The sequence below is a fragment of the Rouxiella aceris genome, from assembly GCF_012933545.1.
GTDB classification, from domain to species: domain Bacteria; phylum Pseudomonadota; class Gammaproteobacteria; order Enterobacterales; family Enterobacteriaceae; genus Rouxiella; species Rouxiella aceris.
This window is the reverse complement of record NZ_JAADJU010000008.1, coordinates 1-17,513: the sequence shown is the minus strand read 5'-3', so window position 1 is coordinate 17,513 and position 17,513 is coordinate 1. Positions and strand designations below refer to the sequence as shown.

At 50.4% G+C, this 17,513-nt stretch carries 15 protein-coding genes; 7 read left to right on the top strand and 8 right to left on the bottom strand.

Annotated elements, in window-relative coordinates:
- Nucleotides 1–37: 37 nt before the first annotated feature.
- The 7 genes from atpI to ravA form a co-directional block, all read right to left on the bottom strand.
- Nucleotides 38–430, bottom strand: a complete 393-nt coding sequence (atpI, locus tag GW590_RS15230) for a F0F1 ATP synthase subunit I (RefSeq protein ID WP_211186794.1) — start codon at nucleotides 428–430, stop codon at nucleotides 38–40.
- Nucleotides 431–1,071: 641 nt separating this feature from the next.
- Nucleotides 1,072–1,692 carry a 16S rRNA (guanine(527)-N(7))-methyltransferase RsmG gene (gene rsmG, locus GW590_RS15225; RefSeq protein ID WP_169403919.1) on the bottom strand — a complete coding sequence of 207 codons (621 nt, stop codon included), beginning with the start codon at nucleotides 1,690–1,692 and terminating at the stop codon, nucleotides 1,072–1,074.
- A 178-nt stretch (nucleotides 1,693–1,870) separates the two neighbouring features.
- Entirely contained in the window at nucleotides 1,871–3,760 is a 1,890-nt protein-coding gene (gene mnmG / locus GW590_RS15220) for a tRNA uridine-5-carboxymethylaminomethyl(34) synthesis enzyme MnmG (RefSeq protein ID WP_169403918.1), read from the bottom strand.
- Nucleotides 3,761–4,138: 378 nt separating this feature from the next.
- Nucleotides 4,139–4,582 carry an FMN-binding protein MioC gene (gene mioC, locus GW590_RS15215; RefSeq protein WP_169403917.1) on the bottom strand — a complete coding sequence of 148 codons (444 nt, stop codon included), beginning with the start codon at nucleotides 4,580–4,582 and terminating at the stop codon, nucleotides 4,139–4,141.
- A gap of 90 nt (nucleotides 4,583–4,672) precedes the next feature.
- Entirely contained in the window at nucleotides 4,673–5,134 is a 462-nt protein-coding gene (gene asnC / locus GW590_RS15210) for a transcriptional regulator AsnC (protein ID WP_169403916.1), read from the bottom strand.
- 16 nt (nucleotides 5,135–5,150) lie between these two features.
- Nucleotides 5,151–6,620 (bottom strand): ATPase RavA stimulator ViaA, encoded by a 1,470-nt coding sequence (viaA, locus tag GW590_RS15205; protein WP_169403915.1) that lies wholly within the window; start codon nucleotides 6,618–6,620, stop codon nucleotides 5,151–5,153.
- 3 nt (nucleotides 6,621–6,623) lie between these two features.
- The gene (gene ravA / locus GW590_RS15200; RefSeq protein WP_169403914.1) at nucleotides 6,624–8,132 is read right to left on the bottom strand and encodes an ATPase RavA; all 1,509 of its coding nucleotides are present in this window, start codon (nucleotides 8,130–8,132) and stop codon (nucleotides 6,624–6,626) included.
- A gap of 340 nt (nucleotides 8,133–8,472) precedes the next feature.
- Between ravA and kup the strand changes: the two genes are divergently transcribed.
- The 7 genes from kup (at nucleotide 8,473) to rbsR (ending at nucleotide 16,447) form a co-directional block, all read left to right on the top strand.
- On the top strand, nucleotides 8,473–10,341 hold the full coding sequence (gene kup / locus GW590_RS15195) for a low affinity potassium transporter Kup (RefSeq protein WP_169403913.1): 1,869 nt from the start codon (nucleotides 8,473–8,475) through the stop codon (nucleotides 10,339–10,341).
- Nucleotides 10,342–10,575: 234 nt separating this feature from the next.
- Nucleotides 10,576–10,995 carry a D-ribose pyranase gene (gene rbsD, locus GW590_RS15190; RefSeq protein ID WP_169403912.1) on the top strand — a complete coding sequence of 140 codons (420 nt, stop codon included), beginning with the start codon at nucleotides 10,576–10,578 and terminating at the stop codon, nucleotides 10,993–10,995.
- A 7-nt stretch (nucleotides 10,996–11,002) separates the two neighbouring features.
- A complete protein-coding gene (rbsA, locus tag GW590_RS15185) occupies nucleotides 11,003–12,508 on the top strand; it encodes a ribose ABC transporter ATP-binding protein RbsA (RefSeq protein WP_169404183.1) in 1,506 nt (501 codons plus the stop codon).
- 6 nt (nucleotides 12,509–12,514) lie between these two features.
- Complete coding sequence (gene rbsC, locus GW590_RS15180) at nucleotides 12,515–13,486, top strand: ribose ABC transporter permease (RefSeq protein ID WP_169403911.1); 972 nt, start codon at nucleotides 12,515–12,517, stop codon at nucleotides 13,484–13,486.
- A 29-nt stretch (nucleotides 13,487–13,515) separates the two neighbouring features.
- The gene (gene rbsB / locus GW590_RS15175) at nucleotides 13,516–14,406 is read left to right on the top strand and encodes a ribose ABC transporter substrate-binding protein RbsB (protein ID WP_169404182.1); all 891 of its coding nucleotides are present in this window, start codon (nucleotides 13,516–13,518) and stop codon (nucleotides 14,404–14,406) included.
- Between the two features lie 103 nt (nucleotides 14,407–14,509).
- Nucleotides 14,510–15,439, top strand: coding sequence for a ribokinase (gene rbsK / locus GW590_RS15170; RefSeq protein ID WP_169403910.1), 930 nt, complete (start codon nucleotides 14,510–14,512; stop codon nucleotides 15,437–15,439).
- Nucleotides 15,440–16,447, top strand: coding sequence for a ribose operon transcriptional repressor RbsR (gene rbsR, locus GW590_RS15165; RefSeq protein WP_169403909.1), 1,008 nt, complete (start codon nucleotides 15,440–15,442; stop codon nucleotides 16,445–16,447).
- Here rbsR and GW590_RS15160 read toward each other — a convergent pair.
- The gene (locus GW590_RS15160) at nucleotides 16,440–17,132 is read right to left on the bottom strand and encodes a FadR/GntR family transcriptional regulator (RefSeq protein ID WP_169403908.1); all 693 of its coding nucleotides are present in this window, start codon (nucleotides 17,130–17,132) and stop codon (nucleotides 16,440–16,442) included. The genes rbsR and GW590_RS15160 overlap by 8 nt on opposite strands.
- Nucleotides 17,133–17,513: the final 381 nt, after the last annotated feature.

The following is a 17,513-nucleotide window of genomic DNA, read 5'->3' as shown; positions in this document are numbered from 1 at the left end:
CTCTTACCCTTTAGTAGTTAAGTACGGTTATCTACGGTTACGACCGATTCAACACGGCCGGCGCTACTATCTGTGTGATTAGCACAGTTAAATAGGCCAAACCCAACGGAGTAAAAGCCGCCTTGAACAACCCCAGCGCCATAACCAACAGCGTTATGGTCACCAAAACCTTCAGCGCTTCCCCAATGGCAAATGACCAGGCAACTCGTCCAGAGACCGTTGTTTGCGCCTGATGGCGCCACGCATACAGCATAAACAGTGCATTCGGTAACCAGGCAGCCATGCCTCCCATAAGCGCGGAGGTAGACCACAACAGGCTTTTCAACCCAAATGCTGCACTGAGTAGGACAAACGTCAATAGCTGCAGTATTAACAGCTTTCTCGCTACTTTCCCGCCGTTCTTATCGTATAAGGAGTAAGACACAGACATGACGTTTATTCTCTCGTACCTAACTGGAGGTATGCTGAATGCCGTATAACACTGCCTTTACCCAAAGGAGTCAAGCAGCAAAAAACGAGCAAATTATACGGGCCACTCAAACGAATTCAATGGATAAGTAGCGAAAAGGTGAACAATTATTTAAATTTACCTTTTTATCGCTATTTCCCTAAGGAAACTATCCTGCTAATAAACCACACAATGGTTGTTGAGTTATTCAATCAAGATACAAAGAAGCGTGAAGGTGATCACAAAAAATGTTTCTCTGCGCCCATATACCGTCGGGCATTTGATTGTCTTTAACTAAAAAAGCTTTTTAAAAACCATAAAAAACAGAAAGTTATAAAGCCAGGCAGTCAGACAAAAAGCAAAATTCAATTAACTTCCCATTTTTTATACATATAACCAACAAATAACAACATTTTCATTACAACCTGATTATCTGACACTCACATCCTTTTCAATTTCAAAAATGATGATTTCACCAAACGGTAAACACAAAAGGTCAACACGGTGATGCCAGGCTGTAAATGAAAGGTAAAAAGACAATTAATCGGCAAACTAGTTAGCTTGCTTATTTTTACCTTAATAACACAATTTACTTCCGACCATTTTATTGATGTAAAACAAACTTAGAAAGCCTTGAGGATCACTAAATGCCTTTCACCTTCAAGTTCTGGCACCTGCAACTTGACGATCTCTTGTAATTGAATACCTGCCGGTAAACTCGCCAACTCCTCATCAGGACGTATTCCCTTGAGAGCGTAGAAACGTCCCTGCCCTTCTACCGGCAAATGATGGCACCAACTGAGCATATCCTGTAACGAGGCAAATGCCCGACTTATTACGCCGTCAAACGCCGGTTCTGGGATAAAGTCCTCAACCCGGCTTTGCACTGCCTCGACATTTTTCAGTCCCAGCTCATGCTGAACCTGGCGCAGGAAGCGTACGCGTTTTCCCAGGCTATCAAGCAGCGTAAAATGAGCGTCAGGACGAACAATGGCCAACGGAATACCTGGCAGGCCCGGTCCGGTACCGACATCGATAAAGCGGCTGCCGCTCAAATGTGGGTTGACCACGATGCTATCGAGGATATGACGTACCAGCATCTGCATAGGATCGCGTACCGAGGTCAGGTTATAGGCCTTGTTCCATTTATGCAGCAACTCGACATAGCCAATCAGTTGATGTTTTTGTTGATCGGGTAGCGCTATTCCTGCCTTGGCAAGCAGCGAGTCCAGTTTCTTTTGCATGGTAGTGTCCTTGACGAAATCTGATACCGATCAGACCGGGTATATCAGCCAACTGGATGAGCAGAACCCAAGGTGAACCAGGGTTCAAAGCACAGAGCCAGGAGTCCATCGGTATCCAAAGCAGAAAAAGTCTTACGCGGTGGCCACGAGCTAACTCGCAACCACCGATATGCTTAAATCAGGCGCTGCGACGCAGCAGACCCTGTTTTTTCAGCCAGACCAGTAAAATTGAGATGGCAGCCGGGGTGATCCCCGAAATGCGCGTGGCTTGCCCGATCGACGTTGGACGATGGTCATTCAGTTTGGCGATCACTTCGTTGGATAAGCCATTGACCTGACGATAGTCCAGACCTTCCGGCAGCAGCGTATTTTCATTGCGCTGTTGTTTTTCGATCTCTTCCTGCTGACGAGCAATATAACCTTCGTATTTAACCTGAATTTCGACCTGTTCAGCAGCCTGAGCATCGGTCACCGCAGGGGCAAATGCCTGCAGGCTGGTCAGCAGTTGATAAGTCATTTCGGGACGACGCAACAACTCTTCGGCACTGGCTTCTTTTGACAGCGGCGCAGAAAGGCGAGTATTGATCTCTTCAACCTGAGCGTGATGCGGATTGACCCAGATACCGCGCAGACGCTGGCGTTCTTGCTCGATCATCTCCAGTTTCTGGTTGTAACGCGCCCAGCGCAGATCGTCGACCAGGCCCAACTCGCGGCCTTTTTCGGTCAGACGCAGATCGGCGTTGTCTTCACGCAGCATCAGGCGGTATTCGGCGCGCGAGGTAAACATGCGGTACGGTTCTTTGGTACCCAGGGTGCACAGGTCGTCGACCAATACACCGAGGTAGGCCTGGTCGCGACGTGGCGCCCAGCCTTCTTGTTCTGTGGCATGACGAGCGGCATTCATACCCGCCAGCAGGCCTTGGGCGGCGGCTTCTTCGTAGCCGGTAGTGCCGTTGATTTGGCCGGCAAAGAACAGCCCCGGAATAAATTTGCTTTCCAACGTCGGTTTCAGATCGCGCGGATCGAAGAAATCATATTCGATCGCATAGCCAGGACGCACGATCACCGCATTTTCCATGCCCTGCATTGAACGGACGATCTTCATCTGTACGTCAAAAGGCAGGCTGGTGGAGATACCGTTTGGATAGACTTCGTTGCTGGTCAGGCCTTCGGGTTCCAGGAAGATCTGATGAGCATTGCGATCGGCAAAGCGCATCACTTTATCTTCGATCGATGGGCAGTAACGTGGACCGATCCCTTCGATGATCCCGGCATACATTGGGCTGCGATCGAGGTTATTGCGGATCACATCATGGGTTTTTTCGTTGGTATAGGTGATGTAGCACGGGATCTGACGCGGATGCTGTGCAGCATTGCCCATAAACGAGAACACCGGGGGAATCTCGTCGCCATGTTGTTGGCCGAGAACGCTGAAATCGATACTGCGGGCATCGATACGCGGCGGTGTCCCGGTTTTAAGACGGTTAACGCGCAGCGGAAGCTCGCGCAGACGTCGTGATAGCGAGATAGCCGGAGGATCGCCGGCACGGCCACCGCTGTAGTTTTCCAGGCCAATATGGATCTTGCCATCGAGGAAAGTCCCGACGGTCAATACCACCGCTTTGGCGCGGAATTTAAGTCCCATCTGGGTTACCGCACCCGCCACACGATCGTTTTCGACGATCAGGTCTTCAACAGCCTGTTGAAAGATCATCAGATTGGGTTGGTTTTCCAATGCGGTACGCACAGCCTGGCGGTAAAGCACGCGGTCGGCCTGTGCTCGGGTCGCTCTGACAGCGGGTCCCTTGCTTGCGTTTAGTATCCTAAACTGGATGCCGGCATGATCGATCGCCGTGGCCATCAAACCCCCGAGGGCGTCCACTTCTTTAACCAGATGTCCTTTCCCGATCCCGCCAATTGCCGGGTTGCACGACATCTGTCCCAGCGTGTCGATATTATGGGTTAACAACAGGGTTTGACGTCCCATTCTGGCTGCTGCCATGGCGGCTTCGGTGCCTGCATGGCCACCACCGATGATAATGACGTCAAATTGATCCGGATAAAACATGGTACTGCACCTCGAAGTTCAACGAATGATCGATGTATTGCGTTGGGATGACGGATTCTACGCGAGTTTGGAGGTTCCACAAGTCCCAGGGGATCGTCACTAATTAAAAGAAGATCTTTTTATTTAAAGATCTCTTACTACTATCTCTTATTAGGATCTCGATCCTCTGTGCATAAGTCTTTATTGTCTTTTTAGATCAATATGCTAGAGAGGATCAAATGCTGTGAATGATCGGTGATCCTGGACAGTATAAGCTGGGATCTAAAGGGCTAGTTATGCACAGCACGAAATGAAGCCTAGGGTTGTTAGAGGGATAACTACCGGTTGTACCCTGCTTTTAAGCATAGTTATCCACAACTGATCGCATAAAATTTACACTTATTTGAGTAAATTAATCCAGTTGAGGACCCAAATCTCGGCAGGATCCTCCGGAATTTCATGTTGCGTGACGTCGATCTCCAGTCGATCGCCGATCCTTTTGGCACCCAAAGACGTCAGTTTTTGATCCAAAGTGCGGATCGCGCCGCAAAAAGTATCGTATTCACTGCTGCCTAAACCCAGTGCGCCAAAACGGACTTTGGAAAGATCGGGCTGCTGATCTTCTATCTGCTCAAGGAGAGGCTGAATGTTGTCAGGAACCTCGCCAGCACCATGCGTTGACGAGACCACCAGCCAGATACCTTCGGTTGGGAGCTCATAGAGTTCAGGTCCGTGGAACATGGCGGTAGTAAAACCCGCTTCTTCCAGCTTCTCTGCCAGGTGTTCAGCGACATATTCCGCGCTGCCAAGCGTACTGCCACTGATCAGGGTTACGTCAGACATAATGCTCTTACCCGAAAAAAGAATGGCTATTGTACGCTGTGAATCAGCTGGGATCTACCTGTGGATAATAGGGGGATAGAAATTTTGTAATCAGGGCTGGATCGTACGCATGATAGGGTTCTGCAAGGAGATTAGGGTTTCAGTTGACTGGATCTCGTCAATGGTCTGGATCTTGTTGATAAGTACCTGTTGCAAGGCATCAATGGAGCGACACATCACTTTGATAAAAATGCTGTAATGGCCGGTGGTGTAGTAGGCTTCTACCACTTCTTCCAGACTTTCCAGACGTTTAAGCGCAGAGGGGTAGTCTTTGGCACTCTTGAGAATAATGCCGATAAAACAGCAAACGTCATAGCCGAGACGCTTGGGATCAACATTGACGCAGGCGCCGGTGATAACGCCAGCCTGCTTCATTTTTTCTACTCTGACGTGGATCGTCCCCGGACTAACGTTAAAGATTTTTGCCAGTTCGGCATAAGCGGTACGGGCATTGTCCATCAGGGCATTGAGTATGCCGCGATCGAGATCGTCAATTTGGTAGCTTTCGGACATGGCTAGGTTTCTCTTGTTAAGGGCGCTTCCAGCGACGCTGTACGCGGCTTTTTATGCCAGTGTCAAAGCGCCAGATATGATCAAAGATACGCATAATCCCCGGTTTGCCATAGTGCGACATCGCCAAGGCATGAAAACGATGACGCTGTTGGTTCTGTTGCTGTTTGACCCGCTGCTGGATCTCGTCAGGCAAGCGCTGGGCGATAAAATCCGAGATAATTACCGCATCGGCATCTTGCCATTCCGGGGTCGCCAGCTTGTCCAGGGTGGCACTCAAACAGGCGGCCAAATCGGTGCCACCACGAAAATGCTGCCCCAAAAAGCGCATCGCCTGCTCCAGCCCGCTGGCCGAGGTCAGTTCATAATGGATCACTTCGCTGGCAAACAACATAATATGTACGCGTCGATGATCGGCCAAGGCAATGCGCAGCAGTGCCAGGCAGAACGCCTTGGAGCACTGTTCATTAAAGCCGCCCATTGAGCCTGAGGTATCGACACACACCACAAAAGGACCGCGCGGCTGTGGCTCCTGTTGCTGATAGACCACCGGGCGCATAACCACTTTTTCACGCCAGATATCCCCTTGCAGACGATAGGTCATCAGGCGTTTTTCCAGCAAGCGACGATAAAAATCCACTTCCAGCTCAGGTATACCCAACGTGGCCAGCTCGCTCGGCAGTAGCCGCAAAATATCGTCACTATGATTAATGCCATTGACCTCTTCCGGCACCGTCGCCGGTTCTCTGACCATCAGCCGATAAGGCTCCATTTTGGCTTCTTCGTGAGGATTGGCTTTTGCCGTCTGGCTGCGGCCCAGCTGTTCGGCCAGCTGTTGCAGCTCCGGTTGTTGTTGCAAAAACATGCCGTAGCGGATCAGCGACTGATAATCCCCCCTCTGACGTTTACCTTTACTCATGTCCCACAATCGGCCTGCGGCAGCATCGTTTTCTACTAATAAAGGAGAGAGTTCACCACTGAGTTCAAGCCGCTGTTCCAGCTCGTTTTGCAACTGTTCCTGTTCCTGCTCGAGCAGTTGATGATGCAGTGTCACGGTTTGAAAGGTGATATTCAGCCGCCAGCGTTGCATAAACAGGCCGTGAAAACTGCCGTTACTGCTGGCATTGTCGATTTTGGCCTGGTGGGCCATCAGTGAACGAGCCTCGGTGGCAAAAGGGGAATTAAGCTGTTCCAGCTGCTCTACCGAGCTCTCCAGCTCGCTGTGAAACACCCCGGCGCTACTTTGCTGGCAATGCTGGTAGAGATAGAACTCCTTTGCCAGTCCCTGAGGTACCGGTGTGTCATGGATACGTTGCTGCAGGCGAAATCGCCAGGCCGGCAGGTCTTTACTCAACGCACGTTTTAGCCGGGGAAATTTCTCAAAGAAAACCGCCAACTGTGGGGTTGCCAGCAGCGTCAGGATCAGTTCGTCGATCAGTTCGGCTTCCTTGATGGCCAGCATCAGATCCAGCGTTTCCAGGCTAAACATGGTTTAACTTCTGCCAAACAGTTGTTGCTGTTGCTGGAATTGTTCACTCACCCGGATCAGGCTGGCTTCAATTTTAGCGGTCCATTCAACGGGTACAAACAGGCAGGGGTGATGCTGACTAAACTGTTGTCGCTGCTGCGTCAGGGTTTCGCCTATCGCCGCCAGAGTGTTTTTCATCTCATCTGGTACGGTAATATGCTGATTTCCTGGTATATTCACCAAGCTTGGCTGACGACTGATATCATGGACCACCAGTTGTTGCTTATCGTCGACTTCGATATCGAGTGGCTGCGCAAAACCAATGCCGTTGAGTTTGGCTTTTAATGTGCCGCCCCTGGCTAGCCATTCAACCAGCTGTTCACGTTCCACCAGCACATGGGTGACACGGATTTCGTGCAGATGCAACGGTTGCTGTAAAAGCAAGGTCAGGCTGGTGGCCGATAGCGCATCGGGGAGCTGATATTGCGGACGGCGGTTAAAGATGCCGGATTTTTTGCTCACCTTTAATGCCTGGCGGCTGTTTTGCTGCTGTTGGTACTGCATCCATTGCTGATTGAGCTGTTGTATCTTGAGACTTAGCGCTTGCTGCTGATAGGCCTGCTCGGTAATGCTCTGTTCGATCTGCGCCTGTAATAAATGATAGGACCCCATATCATGCCACAGGCAGTCTTTTAGCAGGATCAGATCTACCGGCGTCACGGCGGGGCGACCGCTGAAATAGGCACTGGCCTGCAGTAATCGCAGCGCTTTCTTCCAGCGGCGATCCGAGACGTAAGGTGCGGTTTCCAGCGCCGCCAGTCGTTGGCGCAATTGAAAGATCAGTTCAAAACAGTGATCGCTTAAGGTCACCTTTTCAATCTCATGCTGCCATTGGCGATATTCTTCATCACCAATACTCAGTGCTTCGGCAACAGGGTGGGTGTTTTCTGCATGGCTGCTGGTCAATAACGATCGGAAGTTTTGTTTGTCCTGCACGCGGTCAAGCCAAAGCCGGATCAGCATACGGTCATAAAGCGCTTCCAGGCCACCATCGGCTTCCGGCAGTTCGTTCGAAGCACTGACCAGCAATCGCATCGGTATCGCTTCTTCGCTGTCGCCATTACGAAAACGTCTTTCGTTAATGGCGGTCAGCAGCGTATTGAGGATCGCCGGACCGGCTTTCCAGATTTCGTCCAGAAACACAATTTCTGCTTCCGGCAAATAACCTTGTGTCAGTCGCAGATAACGCCCTTCATCTTTTAGCGCCTGGATCGAAAGCGGGCCAAATACCTCTTCCGGCGTCGAGAAGCGGGTCATTAGGTATTCAAAAGCCCGGGCTCCGCGAAAAGCATATTTTAACCGCCGGGCAATCAGACTTTTGGCAATACCCGGTGGCCCGAGCAGAAATACGCTCTCACCGCAAAGGGCCGCCAGCAGGCACAGGCGGATGGCATCCTGTCGTTCATAGAGGCCATGTTCCAACGCGTTGGCCAGTCGGGTGATTCTTTCTGCCAAAAGGGGTGATTGCGCCATAATATGTCTTTATTTGCCTTAAATTGTCACGGAAGTGATAGAAGCCTGGAGTGCAACTTGATAATAAACCATGATTTTTTTTGGAGATATAGCCGGGTGATGATTAAAATTCTGTTGTGAACGGATATGTGATCCAATCCGATGAAATGTTTACTTGTCTTTAAAGTAAAGGGTAGGCAATCTTGTTTATTCGTGCATACTGTGCGGCTTTTGGTGGGGCTAAGGCATTGCTGACCATTTGGCTAGTGAATTTTTGGCAGAATTTTGTTAGCGGAAAACGCGTTATTATTAGCCAAACACTAAATGTTATCCAAACGATAAAGCATAAAAGAAACCAATTATGAGCACAGAACATAAACGGTCACTCCCTGCAGTAACCCTGGCCGCCATCGGTGTGGTTTATGGTGATATCGGTACCAGCCCTCTTTATACCTTAAGGGAGTGTTTTTCAGAACACTATGGCTTTAACGTTGAACCTAGCGTTGTTTTTGGTTTTCTCTCACTGATCTTTTGGATGCTGATCATTATCGTTTCGGCGAAATATCTTTCGTACGTTATGCGTGCTGATAACGCCGGCGAAGGTGGCACCCTGACGTTAATGTCGCTGGCGGGAAGAAACACGTCGGCGCAGACGACCGCCGTATTGGTGATCCTCGGTTTGATTGGCGGCAGCTTCTTCTATGGTGAAGTGGTCATCACGCCCGCAATCTCGGTCCTTTCCGCCATGGAAGGTCTGCAAATTATTGCGCCAAATCTCGACCCCTATATTGTTCCCCTTTCTATTACGGTTTTGACGTTACTGTTTTTTATTCAAAAACACGGCACCGGTATTGTAGGCAAACTTTTTGCTCCGGTTATGCTGCTGTGGTTTTTGGTATTGGCCCTGCTGGGTATCAACAGTATTATCGATAACCCTGAAGTTTTACGCGCCATAAATCCTATGTGGGCGATGAACTTTTTTATTAAGCATAAAGCGCTATCCTTTTTTGCTCTTGGCGCGGTGGTGCTGTCGATTACCGGTGTGGAAGCGCTGTATGCCGATATGGGACATTTCGGCAAACTGCCCATTCGCCTGGCCTGGTTTAGCGTGGTATTGCCATCACTGATTTTAAATTACTTTGGTCAGGGTGCGCTGTTACTGAAAAATCCAGAGGCTATTAAGAACCCGTTCTTTTTGCTGGCCCCGGATTGGGCATTGATCCCGTTGTTAATACTGGCGACGCTGGCGACCATTATTGCCTCACAGGCGGTGATCTCCGGCGTATTCTCGTTAACGCGTCAGGCAGTTCGTCTGGGGTATTTGCCACCCATGCGCATTATTCATACCTCCGAGATGGAAGCGGGGCAGATTTATATTCCGGTGATCAACTGGCTGCTCTATATCGCCGTGGTGATCGTCATTGTCAGCTTCCAGCATTCCGGCAATCTGGCAGCGGCTTATGGTATTGCGGTCACCGGGACAATGGTGTTGACCAGTATTCTGTCTTGTACCGTGGCCTATAAAAACTGGCACTGGAAAGGTTTTATCGTTGCCATATTGCTGGTGGCGCTGCTGTTTATTGATGTGCCGATGTTTGCCGCCAATGCCACCAAATTCTTCTCCGGAGGGTGGTTGCCGCTGGTGTTGGCGTTGGCGATGTTTATTGTCATGACCACCTGGAAGAGCGAGCGCTTTCGTCTTATGCGTCGCATGCATGAACATGGCAACTCCCTGGAAGCCATGGTAGCTTCACTGGAAAAATCGCCGCCAGTGCGTGTACCAGGTACTGCAGTCTATATGTCCCGCGCCATTAACGTTATCCCCTTTGCCTTGCTGCATAATCTCAAACACAACAAGGTGCTGCATGAACGCGTGGTTTTGCTGACTTTACGCACCGAGGATGCGCCTTATGTCCATAATGTAAAGCGTGTCACTATTGAACAGATGTCCCCGACCTTCTGGCGGGTGGTGGCCAGCTACGGGTTTAAAGAGACGCCTAACGTCGAGGAAGTCTTCCATCGCTGCGGCCTGGAGGGATTGTCGTGTCGGATGACGGAAACCTCGTTCTTTATGTCCCACGAGTCGTTGATCCTGACCAAACGCCCCTGGTATCTCTACTTTCGCGGCAAGCTGTTTATTGCCCTTAGCCGTAATGCATTGCGCGCCGCGGACCAGTTTGAAATCCCGCCTAACCGAGTTATCGAACTGGGTACCCAGGTCGAAATTTAACCGTCTTTTTTGTTGCTTTTATCAGCGCCGCAGGGGAAATCTTCTGCGGCGTTTTTTATGCTCACGCCACTTTCCCGCCCGATTGCCTTGCAGGCAAGCTGATTTAACTTATGTTGCCGGGAAGTCAGCGAAACGTTTCGACGGCGATCACAGTTTCATGGTTTGTCGGTTGCCATGTTGCTTAAATTTTCTAGAATCAAAGACGAGCGAAACGTTTCGCTGTTGGAGCTGATAATGAAAAAAGCCATGTTACTAAATGCCGACATCTCTCACCTCGTTGCCAGTTTGGGCCATACCGATCGCCTGGTTATTGCCGATGCCGGTTTACCGATCCCCGCCATGACTCAGCGTATCGATCTCGCCTTGACTCACGGGGTGCCTACATTTTTACAGGTTTTCACGGTGGTGACCGATGAGATGCAGGTTGAGCATGCCATTCTCGCCGAGGAAATCATCAAACAAAATCCTGAGCTCCATGAGGCGTTACTCAAACAGGTAAAACAGCTTGCGCAACACCAGGGAAATACCATTACGTTGGAATATGTCAGCCACCAGGCTTTCAAACAACAAAGTCAAACCAGTCGCGCAGTGATCCGCAGCGGGGAGTGTTCGCCTTATGCCAACATTATCCTGTGTGCCGGCGTCACTTTCTGAGGCACTTATGCAACCTTTGCTGCAACTCTCAGGGATTGATAAAGCATTTCCCGGCGTGAAGGCCCTTTCAGGGGCTGCACTTAGCGTCTATCCGGGAAAAGTGATGGCGCTGGTGGGTGAAAATGGTGCGGGCAAATCCACCATGATGAAAGTACTGACCGGTATCTATCAAAAGGACGCCGGTTCCGTGCATTTCCTCGGTAAAGAGGCCAGCTTTCAGGGGCCCCGAGAATCTCAGGCTGCCGGCATTGGCATTATCCATCAGGAACTGAATCTGATCCCGCAACTGACCATCGCAGAGAATATTTTTCTCGGCCGTGAGTTTGTTAATCGTCTGGGTCGTATTGAGTGGAAAAAGATGTATGCCGAAGCCGATAAGCTGCTGGCGCGTTTGAATCTGCGCTACAGCAGCCATCGTCTGGTGGGCGAACTCTCCATCGGCGATCAGCAAATGGTCGAAATCGCCAAGGTACTGAGCTTTGAATCGCGGGTCATCATTATGGATGAACCGACGGATGCGCTGACCGATACCGAAACCGCCTCGTTATTTAAAGTTATTAACGAGCTTAAAGCAGCAGGCTGTGGGGTGGTTTATATCTCTCACCGCCTGAAAGAGATTTTTGAGATTTGCGATGATGTGACTGTTTTCCGCGACGGCCAGTTTATTGCCGAACGTCCGGTCAGCGAATTGCAGGAAGATACGCTGATCGAAATGATGGTCGGCAGACGCCTGGAAGAACAGTATCCGCGTCTGAACCAGCCGCGCGGCCCTTTGCGTTTATCAGTCAAGAATTTGTCAGGGCCAGGGGTGAAAGACGTCAGTTTCCAACTCTACGGTGGCGAGATCCTTGGCGTGTCTGGCCTGATGGGCGCCGGGCGTACCGAACTGATGAAAATCCTTTACGGTGCCCACAAGAAAACTGCAGGTAGCGTGGCTCTCGATGGGCACGAAGTATTAACCCGCACGCCGCAGGATGGCTTGGCCAATGGCATTGTCTATATCTCTGAAGACCGTAAGCGTGACGGTCTGGTGCTGGGCATGTCAGTCAAAGAAAATATGTCGTTGACCGCGCTGCGTTACTTCTGCCGTTTTGGTGGTGGTTTGAAACACGCCGAAGAGCAGCAGACGGTCGGTGATTTTATCCGTTTATTCAATATTAAAACGCCGTCGATGATGCAGCCAATTGGCCTGTTGTCCGGGGGCAATCAGCAAAAAGTCGCCATTGCCCGTGGCTTGATGACGCGACCCAAGGTGCTGATCCTCGACGAACCTACGCGCGGCGTCGATGTCGGGGCAAAAAAAGAGATCTATCAGTTAATCAATCAGTTCAAGCGCGAAGGCCTGAGCATAATTCTCGTCTCTTCGGAAATGCCCGAGGTGATTGGCATGAGCGATCGCGTCCTGGTGATGCATGAAGGGCAGTTAAGCGGTGAATTCACCATTGAACAGGCTACGCAAGAAGTCTTGATGGCGGCCAGCGTAGGCAAGCAATACGGCGTGAAGCAGGAGTAATCAGATATGAGTTCTCAGACATTGCCAGCCAAAAAGAGCTGGATCAGTAAAGAGTGGTTGTTAGAGCAAAAGTCGCTGATTGCGCTGCTGGTGCTGATTGCGGTGGTCTCTTCCATGAGCCCGAACTTTTTCACCCTTAATAACCTGTTTAACATTCTGCAGCAGACTTCGGTAAACGCCATTATGGCGGTGGGGATGACGCTGGTTATTCTGACCTCCGGCATTGATCTTTCGGTGGGGTCGTTGCTGGCATTAACCGGTGCCGTTGCTGCTTCGGTAGTGGGTTTTGAGTCCAGCGCTATTCTGGCCGTGGTTGCATCACTGGCTTTGGGTGCTGCGGTTGGTGCGGTAACCGGCGTGGTGGTAGCCAAGGGCAAGGTACAGGCATTTATTGCCACACTGGTTATGATGCTGCTGTTACGCGGTGTCACCATGGTTTACACCAACGGCAGTCCGGTCAGTACCGGCTTTAATGATGTTGCCGATGCCTTTGGCTGGTTTGGTATCGGACGTCCGCTGGGTGTGCCAACACCGGTATGGCTGATGGCGGTGGTGTTTATTGCTGCCTGGTACATGCTGCACCATACCCGTCTCGGGCGCTATATCTATGCCCTTGGCGGTAATGAAGCCGCTACGCGTCTATCCGGGATCAGCGTCGATAAAGTCAAAATTATCGTCTACTCCCTGTGTGGCCTGCTAGCCGCGTTGGCCGGGATTATTGAAGTTGCCCGTCTCTCTTCTGCCCAACCGACTGCCGGGACCGGTTATGAGCTTGATGCCATCGCCGCCGTTGTTTTGGGGGGCACCAGTTTGTCCGGTGGTAAAGGACGCATTATGGGTACCCTGGTGGGCGCACTGATCCTGGGGTTCTTGAATAACGGACTGAATTTATTAGGTGTTTCTTCTTACTATCAGATGATTGTTAAAGCCGTTGTCATTCTGCTTGCTGTTTTAGTAGACAACAAAAGTAATAAATAACCTCCCCTACAGGAAAAAAGATAATGACTATGTCCATGAAGAAAATTGCAATATGGGTATCTGCTGCTGCTATCACTGCATCATTTAGTGCCAACGTGCTGGCTAAGGACACTATCGCGCTGGTGGTTTCTACGCTAAATAACCCGTTCTTTGTTTCCATGAAAGACGGTGCGCAGAAAGAAGCCGATAAACTGGGTTACAACCTGGTGGTACTCGATTCGCAAAACAACCCGGCAAAAGAGCTGGCTAACGTGCAGGACTTGACGGTTCGCGGCACCAAGCTGCTGCTGATCAACCCAACCGACTCTGACGCGGTAGGCAACGCGGTCGCCATGGCCAATCAGGCTAATATTCCGGTGATCACCCTCGACCGTCAGGCCAGCAAAGGTCAGGTGATCAGTCACGTCGCTTCAGATAACGCCTTTGGCGGTAAAATGGCCGGTGACTATATTGCCAAAAAACTGGGTGAAAATGCCAAAGTGATCGAACTGGAAGGGATCGCCGGGACTTCGGTTGCGCGTGAACGTGGCGCCGGTTTTAAACAGTCTGCCGAAAAACACCATTTTGCTATTCTGGCCAGCCAGCCTGCTGATTTTGATCGTACCAAAGGCTTGAACGTCATGCAGAACCTGCTGACTGCTCACCCTGAAGTGCAGGCAGTATTTGCACAAAATGATGAAATGGCCCTGGGTGCACTGCGCGCCTTACAGACCGCAGGCAAGTCTGATGTGCTGGTGGTAGGTTTTGACGGCACCGAAGATGGCATCAAAGCGGTAAATGGCGGCAAGATGGGCGCTACCGTGGCGCAACGTCCTGATCAAATTGGTCTTATTGGCATCGATACCGCTGATAAAGTGCTGAAAGGTCAGAAAGTGCCAACTATTATCCCGGTTGATCTCAAACTGGTTACCAAGCCGTAATGTTGCCTGGCACTCAGTATTGAGTGCGCTAAAACAATCGCAATAGTTTGCGCGATACTGCGCCACCTGAGTGGGTGGCGCATCAGACTCAGGAATGAATGCAATGGGTAAAGGTAAATTGGTGGTTCTGGGAAGCATTAATGCTGACCATATCCTGAATGTCAGACAATTTCCGCAGCCGGGCGAAACGGTGATCGGTTCGCAATATAATGTTGCCTTTGGTGGTAAAGGGGCCAACCAGGCCGTCGCCGCGGGCAGAAGTGGCGCCGATATATCTTTTATTGCCTGCGTAGGAAGTGATGACATTGGTGAACGCATTCGCAAGCAGCTGGCCAGTGACCATATTGATACCCGTCCGGTAGAAGCGATTGCCAATATGACCACCGGCGTGGCGTTGATTTTCGTTAATGCTGAAGCTGAAAATGTGATCGGCATTGATGCCGGTGCCAATAAAGCCCTGACACCCGCTTACCTGGACCGTTATCAGCAACAGATAGTAGAAGCTTCTGCCTTATTAATGCAGCTTGAGTCACCGCTGGAATCGGTGATTGCCGCTGCGCATCTTGCCAGACAGCACAATACCCAGGTAATTTTAAATCCAGCGCCAGCCTGTGAGTTACCCGATACGCTTTTATCGCTGGTGGATATCATCACCCCGAATGAAACCGAAGCCGAGAAACTGACGGGAGTAAAAGTTACCAGCGAAGACGATGCCGCCCGTGCCGCGCAGATTTTGCATGATAAAGGTATCGCCACAGTAATGATTACTCTGGGCAGCAAAGGCGTATGGTTGAGCCAGCAAGGCCAGGGTAAAAATATTCCAGGATTTAAAGTCAAAGCCGTTGATACCATCGCCGCCGGTGACACTTTTAATGGTGCTTTAGTTACCGCGCTACTCGAAGAAAAACCGATGGACGCTGCCGTCCGTTTTGCCCATGCCGCTGCCGCCATTGCTGTGACGCGTGCCGGAGCTCAGGCTTCAGTTCCCTGGCGCCATGAAATTGATGATTTTTTAGCGCATCAGGAGTCCTAGTTGCCGACCATGAAAGATGTCGCCCGCCTGGCGGGCGTTTCAACCTCGACAGTCTCACATGTGATTAATAATAATCGCTTTGTTAGTGAGTCGATCCGCGAAAAAATCAACGCTGCCATTGCTCAGCTTAATTATGCTCCCTCCGCGCTGGCGCGCAGTCTGAAAATCAATCAGACCCGCACCATTGGTATGTTAATCACCTCCAGCAGTAACCCCTTTTACTCCGAAGTGGTGCAGGGCGTTGAGCGTAGCTGCTATGAGCGCGGTTATAGCCTGATCCTGTGTAATACCAATGGTGACGAAGAGCGGATGAATCGCAGTATTGAGACATTGCTGCAAAAGCGGGTAGATGGCTTGATCATGATGTTTACTGAAAATCACTGCCCGTCGAAAGAAACATTAAGCCGTTATCCTTCTATTCCGGTGATCATGATGGACTGGGCTCCCTTTGCCGGGGTGAATGACATTATTCAGGACAATGCCTTTATTGGTGGCAAGATGGCCACGGAATTCCTTATTGCACAGGGATACCAGCGCATCGCCTGCATTACCGGGCCGTTGGATAAAACCACCGCGACTCAGCGGCAAGCAGGGTTTCGCCAGGCGATGCAAGATGCCGGCTTGGCTATCCTGCCGGGTTTTGAAGTGACCGGTGATTTTGAATTTGCTGGTGGGTTGGCCGCCATGCACACATTGCTGGCACTGCCAGAACCGCCGCAAGCCGTTTTTGCCGGCAACGATGCTATGGCCGTGGGCGTATATCAGGCTATCTATCAGCATAAATTACGTATCCCCGAAGATATTGCCGTGGTGGGATACGATGATATTCAGCTCGCGCAATACTTGACTCCCCCGCTGACGACCATTCATCAGCCAAAAGACGAATTAGGGGAACTGGCAATAGATACCTTATTACACCGTTTACAGGAGCCAGAGGCCGAAGCGCAGATCCTGGTATTAACGCCTGAGCTGGTGGTTCGAGGTTCGGTGATAATAAAAGCTAAATAATCGGTTCGCGCAGCAAAATAACGCAGGCGTCCATTGCGGCTTGCGCGTTACCGGCCAGAATGGCATCGACAATCTTTTGATGATGTTCCAGCTTGATCACCTCCTGACCGGTAATCGCCCGAAAGTAACTTTGATAGACCGAACTGAACAGATTGGCAAAAGAAGTCAGGAAGGGGTTCTTGCTTGCTTCGTAAATCAGCTGATGGAATTGTGCATCTACTTTAATCCAGCGTTCGCGGTCAAAGTTTGCATGCAGTTCGCGCATTTCAGCCATATATAGAGAAAGCTGTTGTTTTTGATCTGCGTTTGCCTGCAGGGCGGCGAGTGAACAGGCTTGGGGTTCAAGTGCGGTACGCAGCAAGACAAAGTGTGACATCACCTGATCAAAGTTTTCATTGGTCATCCACCAGGTCAGCAGTTGCTGATCGAGAAAATTCCAGTTACTTTGCGGCATCACACGGGTGCCGATGCGCGGGCGGGCTAACAGCATACCTTTGGCGCTTAACGTCTTGACCGCTTCACGTACCGCTGTACGACTTACGCCAAATTGTTCACCGAGTTCAATTTCACCAGGCAATATACTTCCCTCTGCAAACTCCCCGGACAAAACCCGCTGTGCAATATTCTCGGCAAGCAGATAAGAAAGGTTTCTCTGCGCCGCCTGTTGTTGAGCGTTGAGTGGCATGTAATGGCTTCCTGTGCGATTGAAGGTCTAATTATGCAAACTAGTCTACCCCACTAAAAGCCATGTTTTTGGAGATATTACGGTGAAAGGTGCTGTTTTATTGTCCGATACAGGCAGTTTTGTAGAAAAAAGAAACGGTTGAACGTTTTTCTCTAATTAGGGGTTGCGGCCTTCTGAGAACTCCCTATAATGCGCCTCCACTGACCGGGAACAACGACTCCTCTAACGAGAACCAAGTCGCCAGGCAGTGAAGAGTTGGTCCGGTGAAAACACCGCGTCTCGCAAGAGAAAAAGACTTGACTCTTCAGTGGGAAAGCGTATTATCTGCCTCCCACGTTACCGGATAAATAGTCCCGTAACGAACGCTCTTTAACAATTTAT

Bases quoted from the DNA above. Each gene is read 5' to 3' on its own strand.
- atpI (WP_211186794.1), bottom strand. From the start codon at position 430: ATGTCTGTGTCTTACTCCTTATACGATAAGAACGGCGGGAAAGTAGCG.
- rsmG (WP_169403919.1), bottom strand. From the start codon at position 1,692: ATGCAAAAGAAACTGGACTCGCTGCTTGCCAAGGCAGGAATAGCGCTA.
- mnmG (WP_169403918.1), bottom strand. From the start codon at position 3,760: ATGTTTTATCCGGATCAATTTGACGTCATTATCATCGGTGGTGGCCAT.
- mioC (WP_169403917.1), bottom strand. From the start codon at position 4,582: ATGTCTGACGTAACCCTGATCAGTGGCAGTACGCTTGGCAGCGCGGAA.
- asnC (WP_169403916.1), bottom strand. From the start codon at position 5,134: ATGTCCGAAAGCTACCAAATTGACGATCTCGATCGCGGCATACTCAAT.
- viaA (WP_169403915.1), bottom strand. From the start codon at position 6,620: ATGTTTAGCCTGGAAACGCTGGATCTGATGCTGGCCATCAAGGAAGCC.
- ravA (WP_169403914.1), bottom strand. From the start codon at position 8,132: ATGGCGCAATCACCCCTTTTGGCAGAAAGAATCACCCGACTGGCCAAC.
- kup (WP_169403913.1), top strand. From the start codon at position 8,473: ATGAGCACAGAACATAAACGGTCACTCCCTGCAGTAACCCTGGCCGCC.
- rbsD (WP_169403912.1), top strand. From the start codon at position 10,576: ATGAAAAAAGCCATGTTACTAAATGCCGACATCTCTCACCTCGTTGCC.
- rbsA (WP_169404183.1), top strand. From the start codon at position 11,003: ATGCAACCTTTGCTGCAACTCTCAGGGATTGATAAAGCATTTCCCGGC.
- rbsC (WP_169403911.1), top strand. From the start codon at position 12,515: ATGAGTTCTCAGACATTGCCAGCCAAAAAGAGCTGGATCAGTAAAGAG.
- rbsB (WP_169404182.1), top strand. From the start codon at position 13,516: ATGTCCATGAAGAAAATTGCAATATGGGTATCTGCTGCTGCTATCACT.
- rbsK (WP_169403910.1), top strand. From the start codon at position 14,510: ATGGGTAAAGGTAAATTGGTGGTTCTGGGAAGCATTAATGCTGACCAT.
- GW590_RS15160 (WP_169403908.1), bottom strand. From the start codon at position 17,132: ATGCCACTCAACGCTCAACAACAGGCGGCGCAGAGAAACCTTTCTTAT.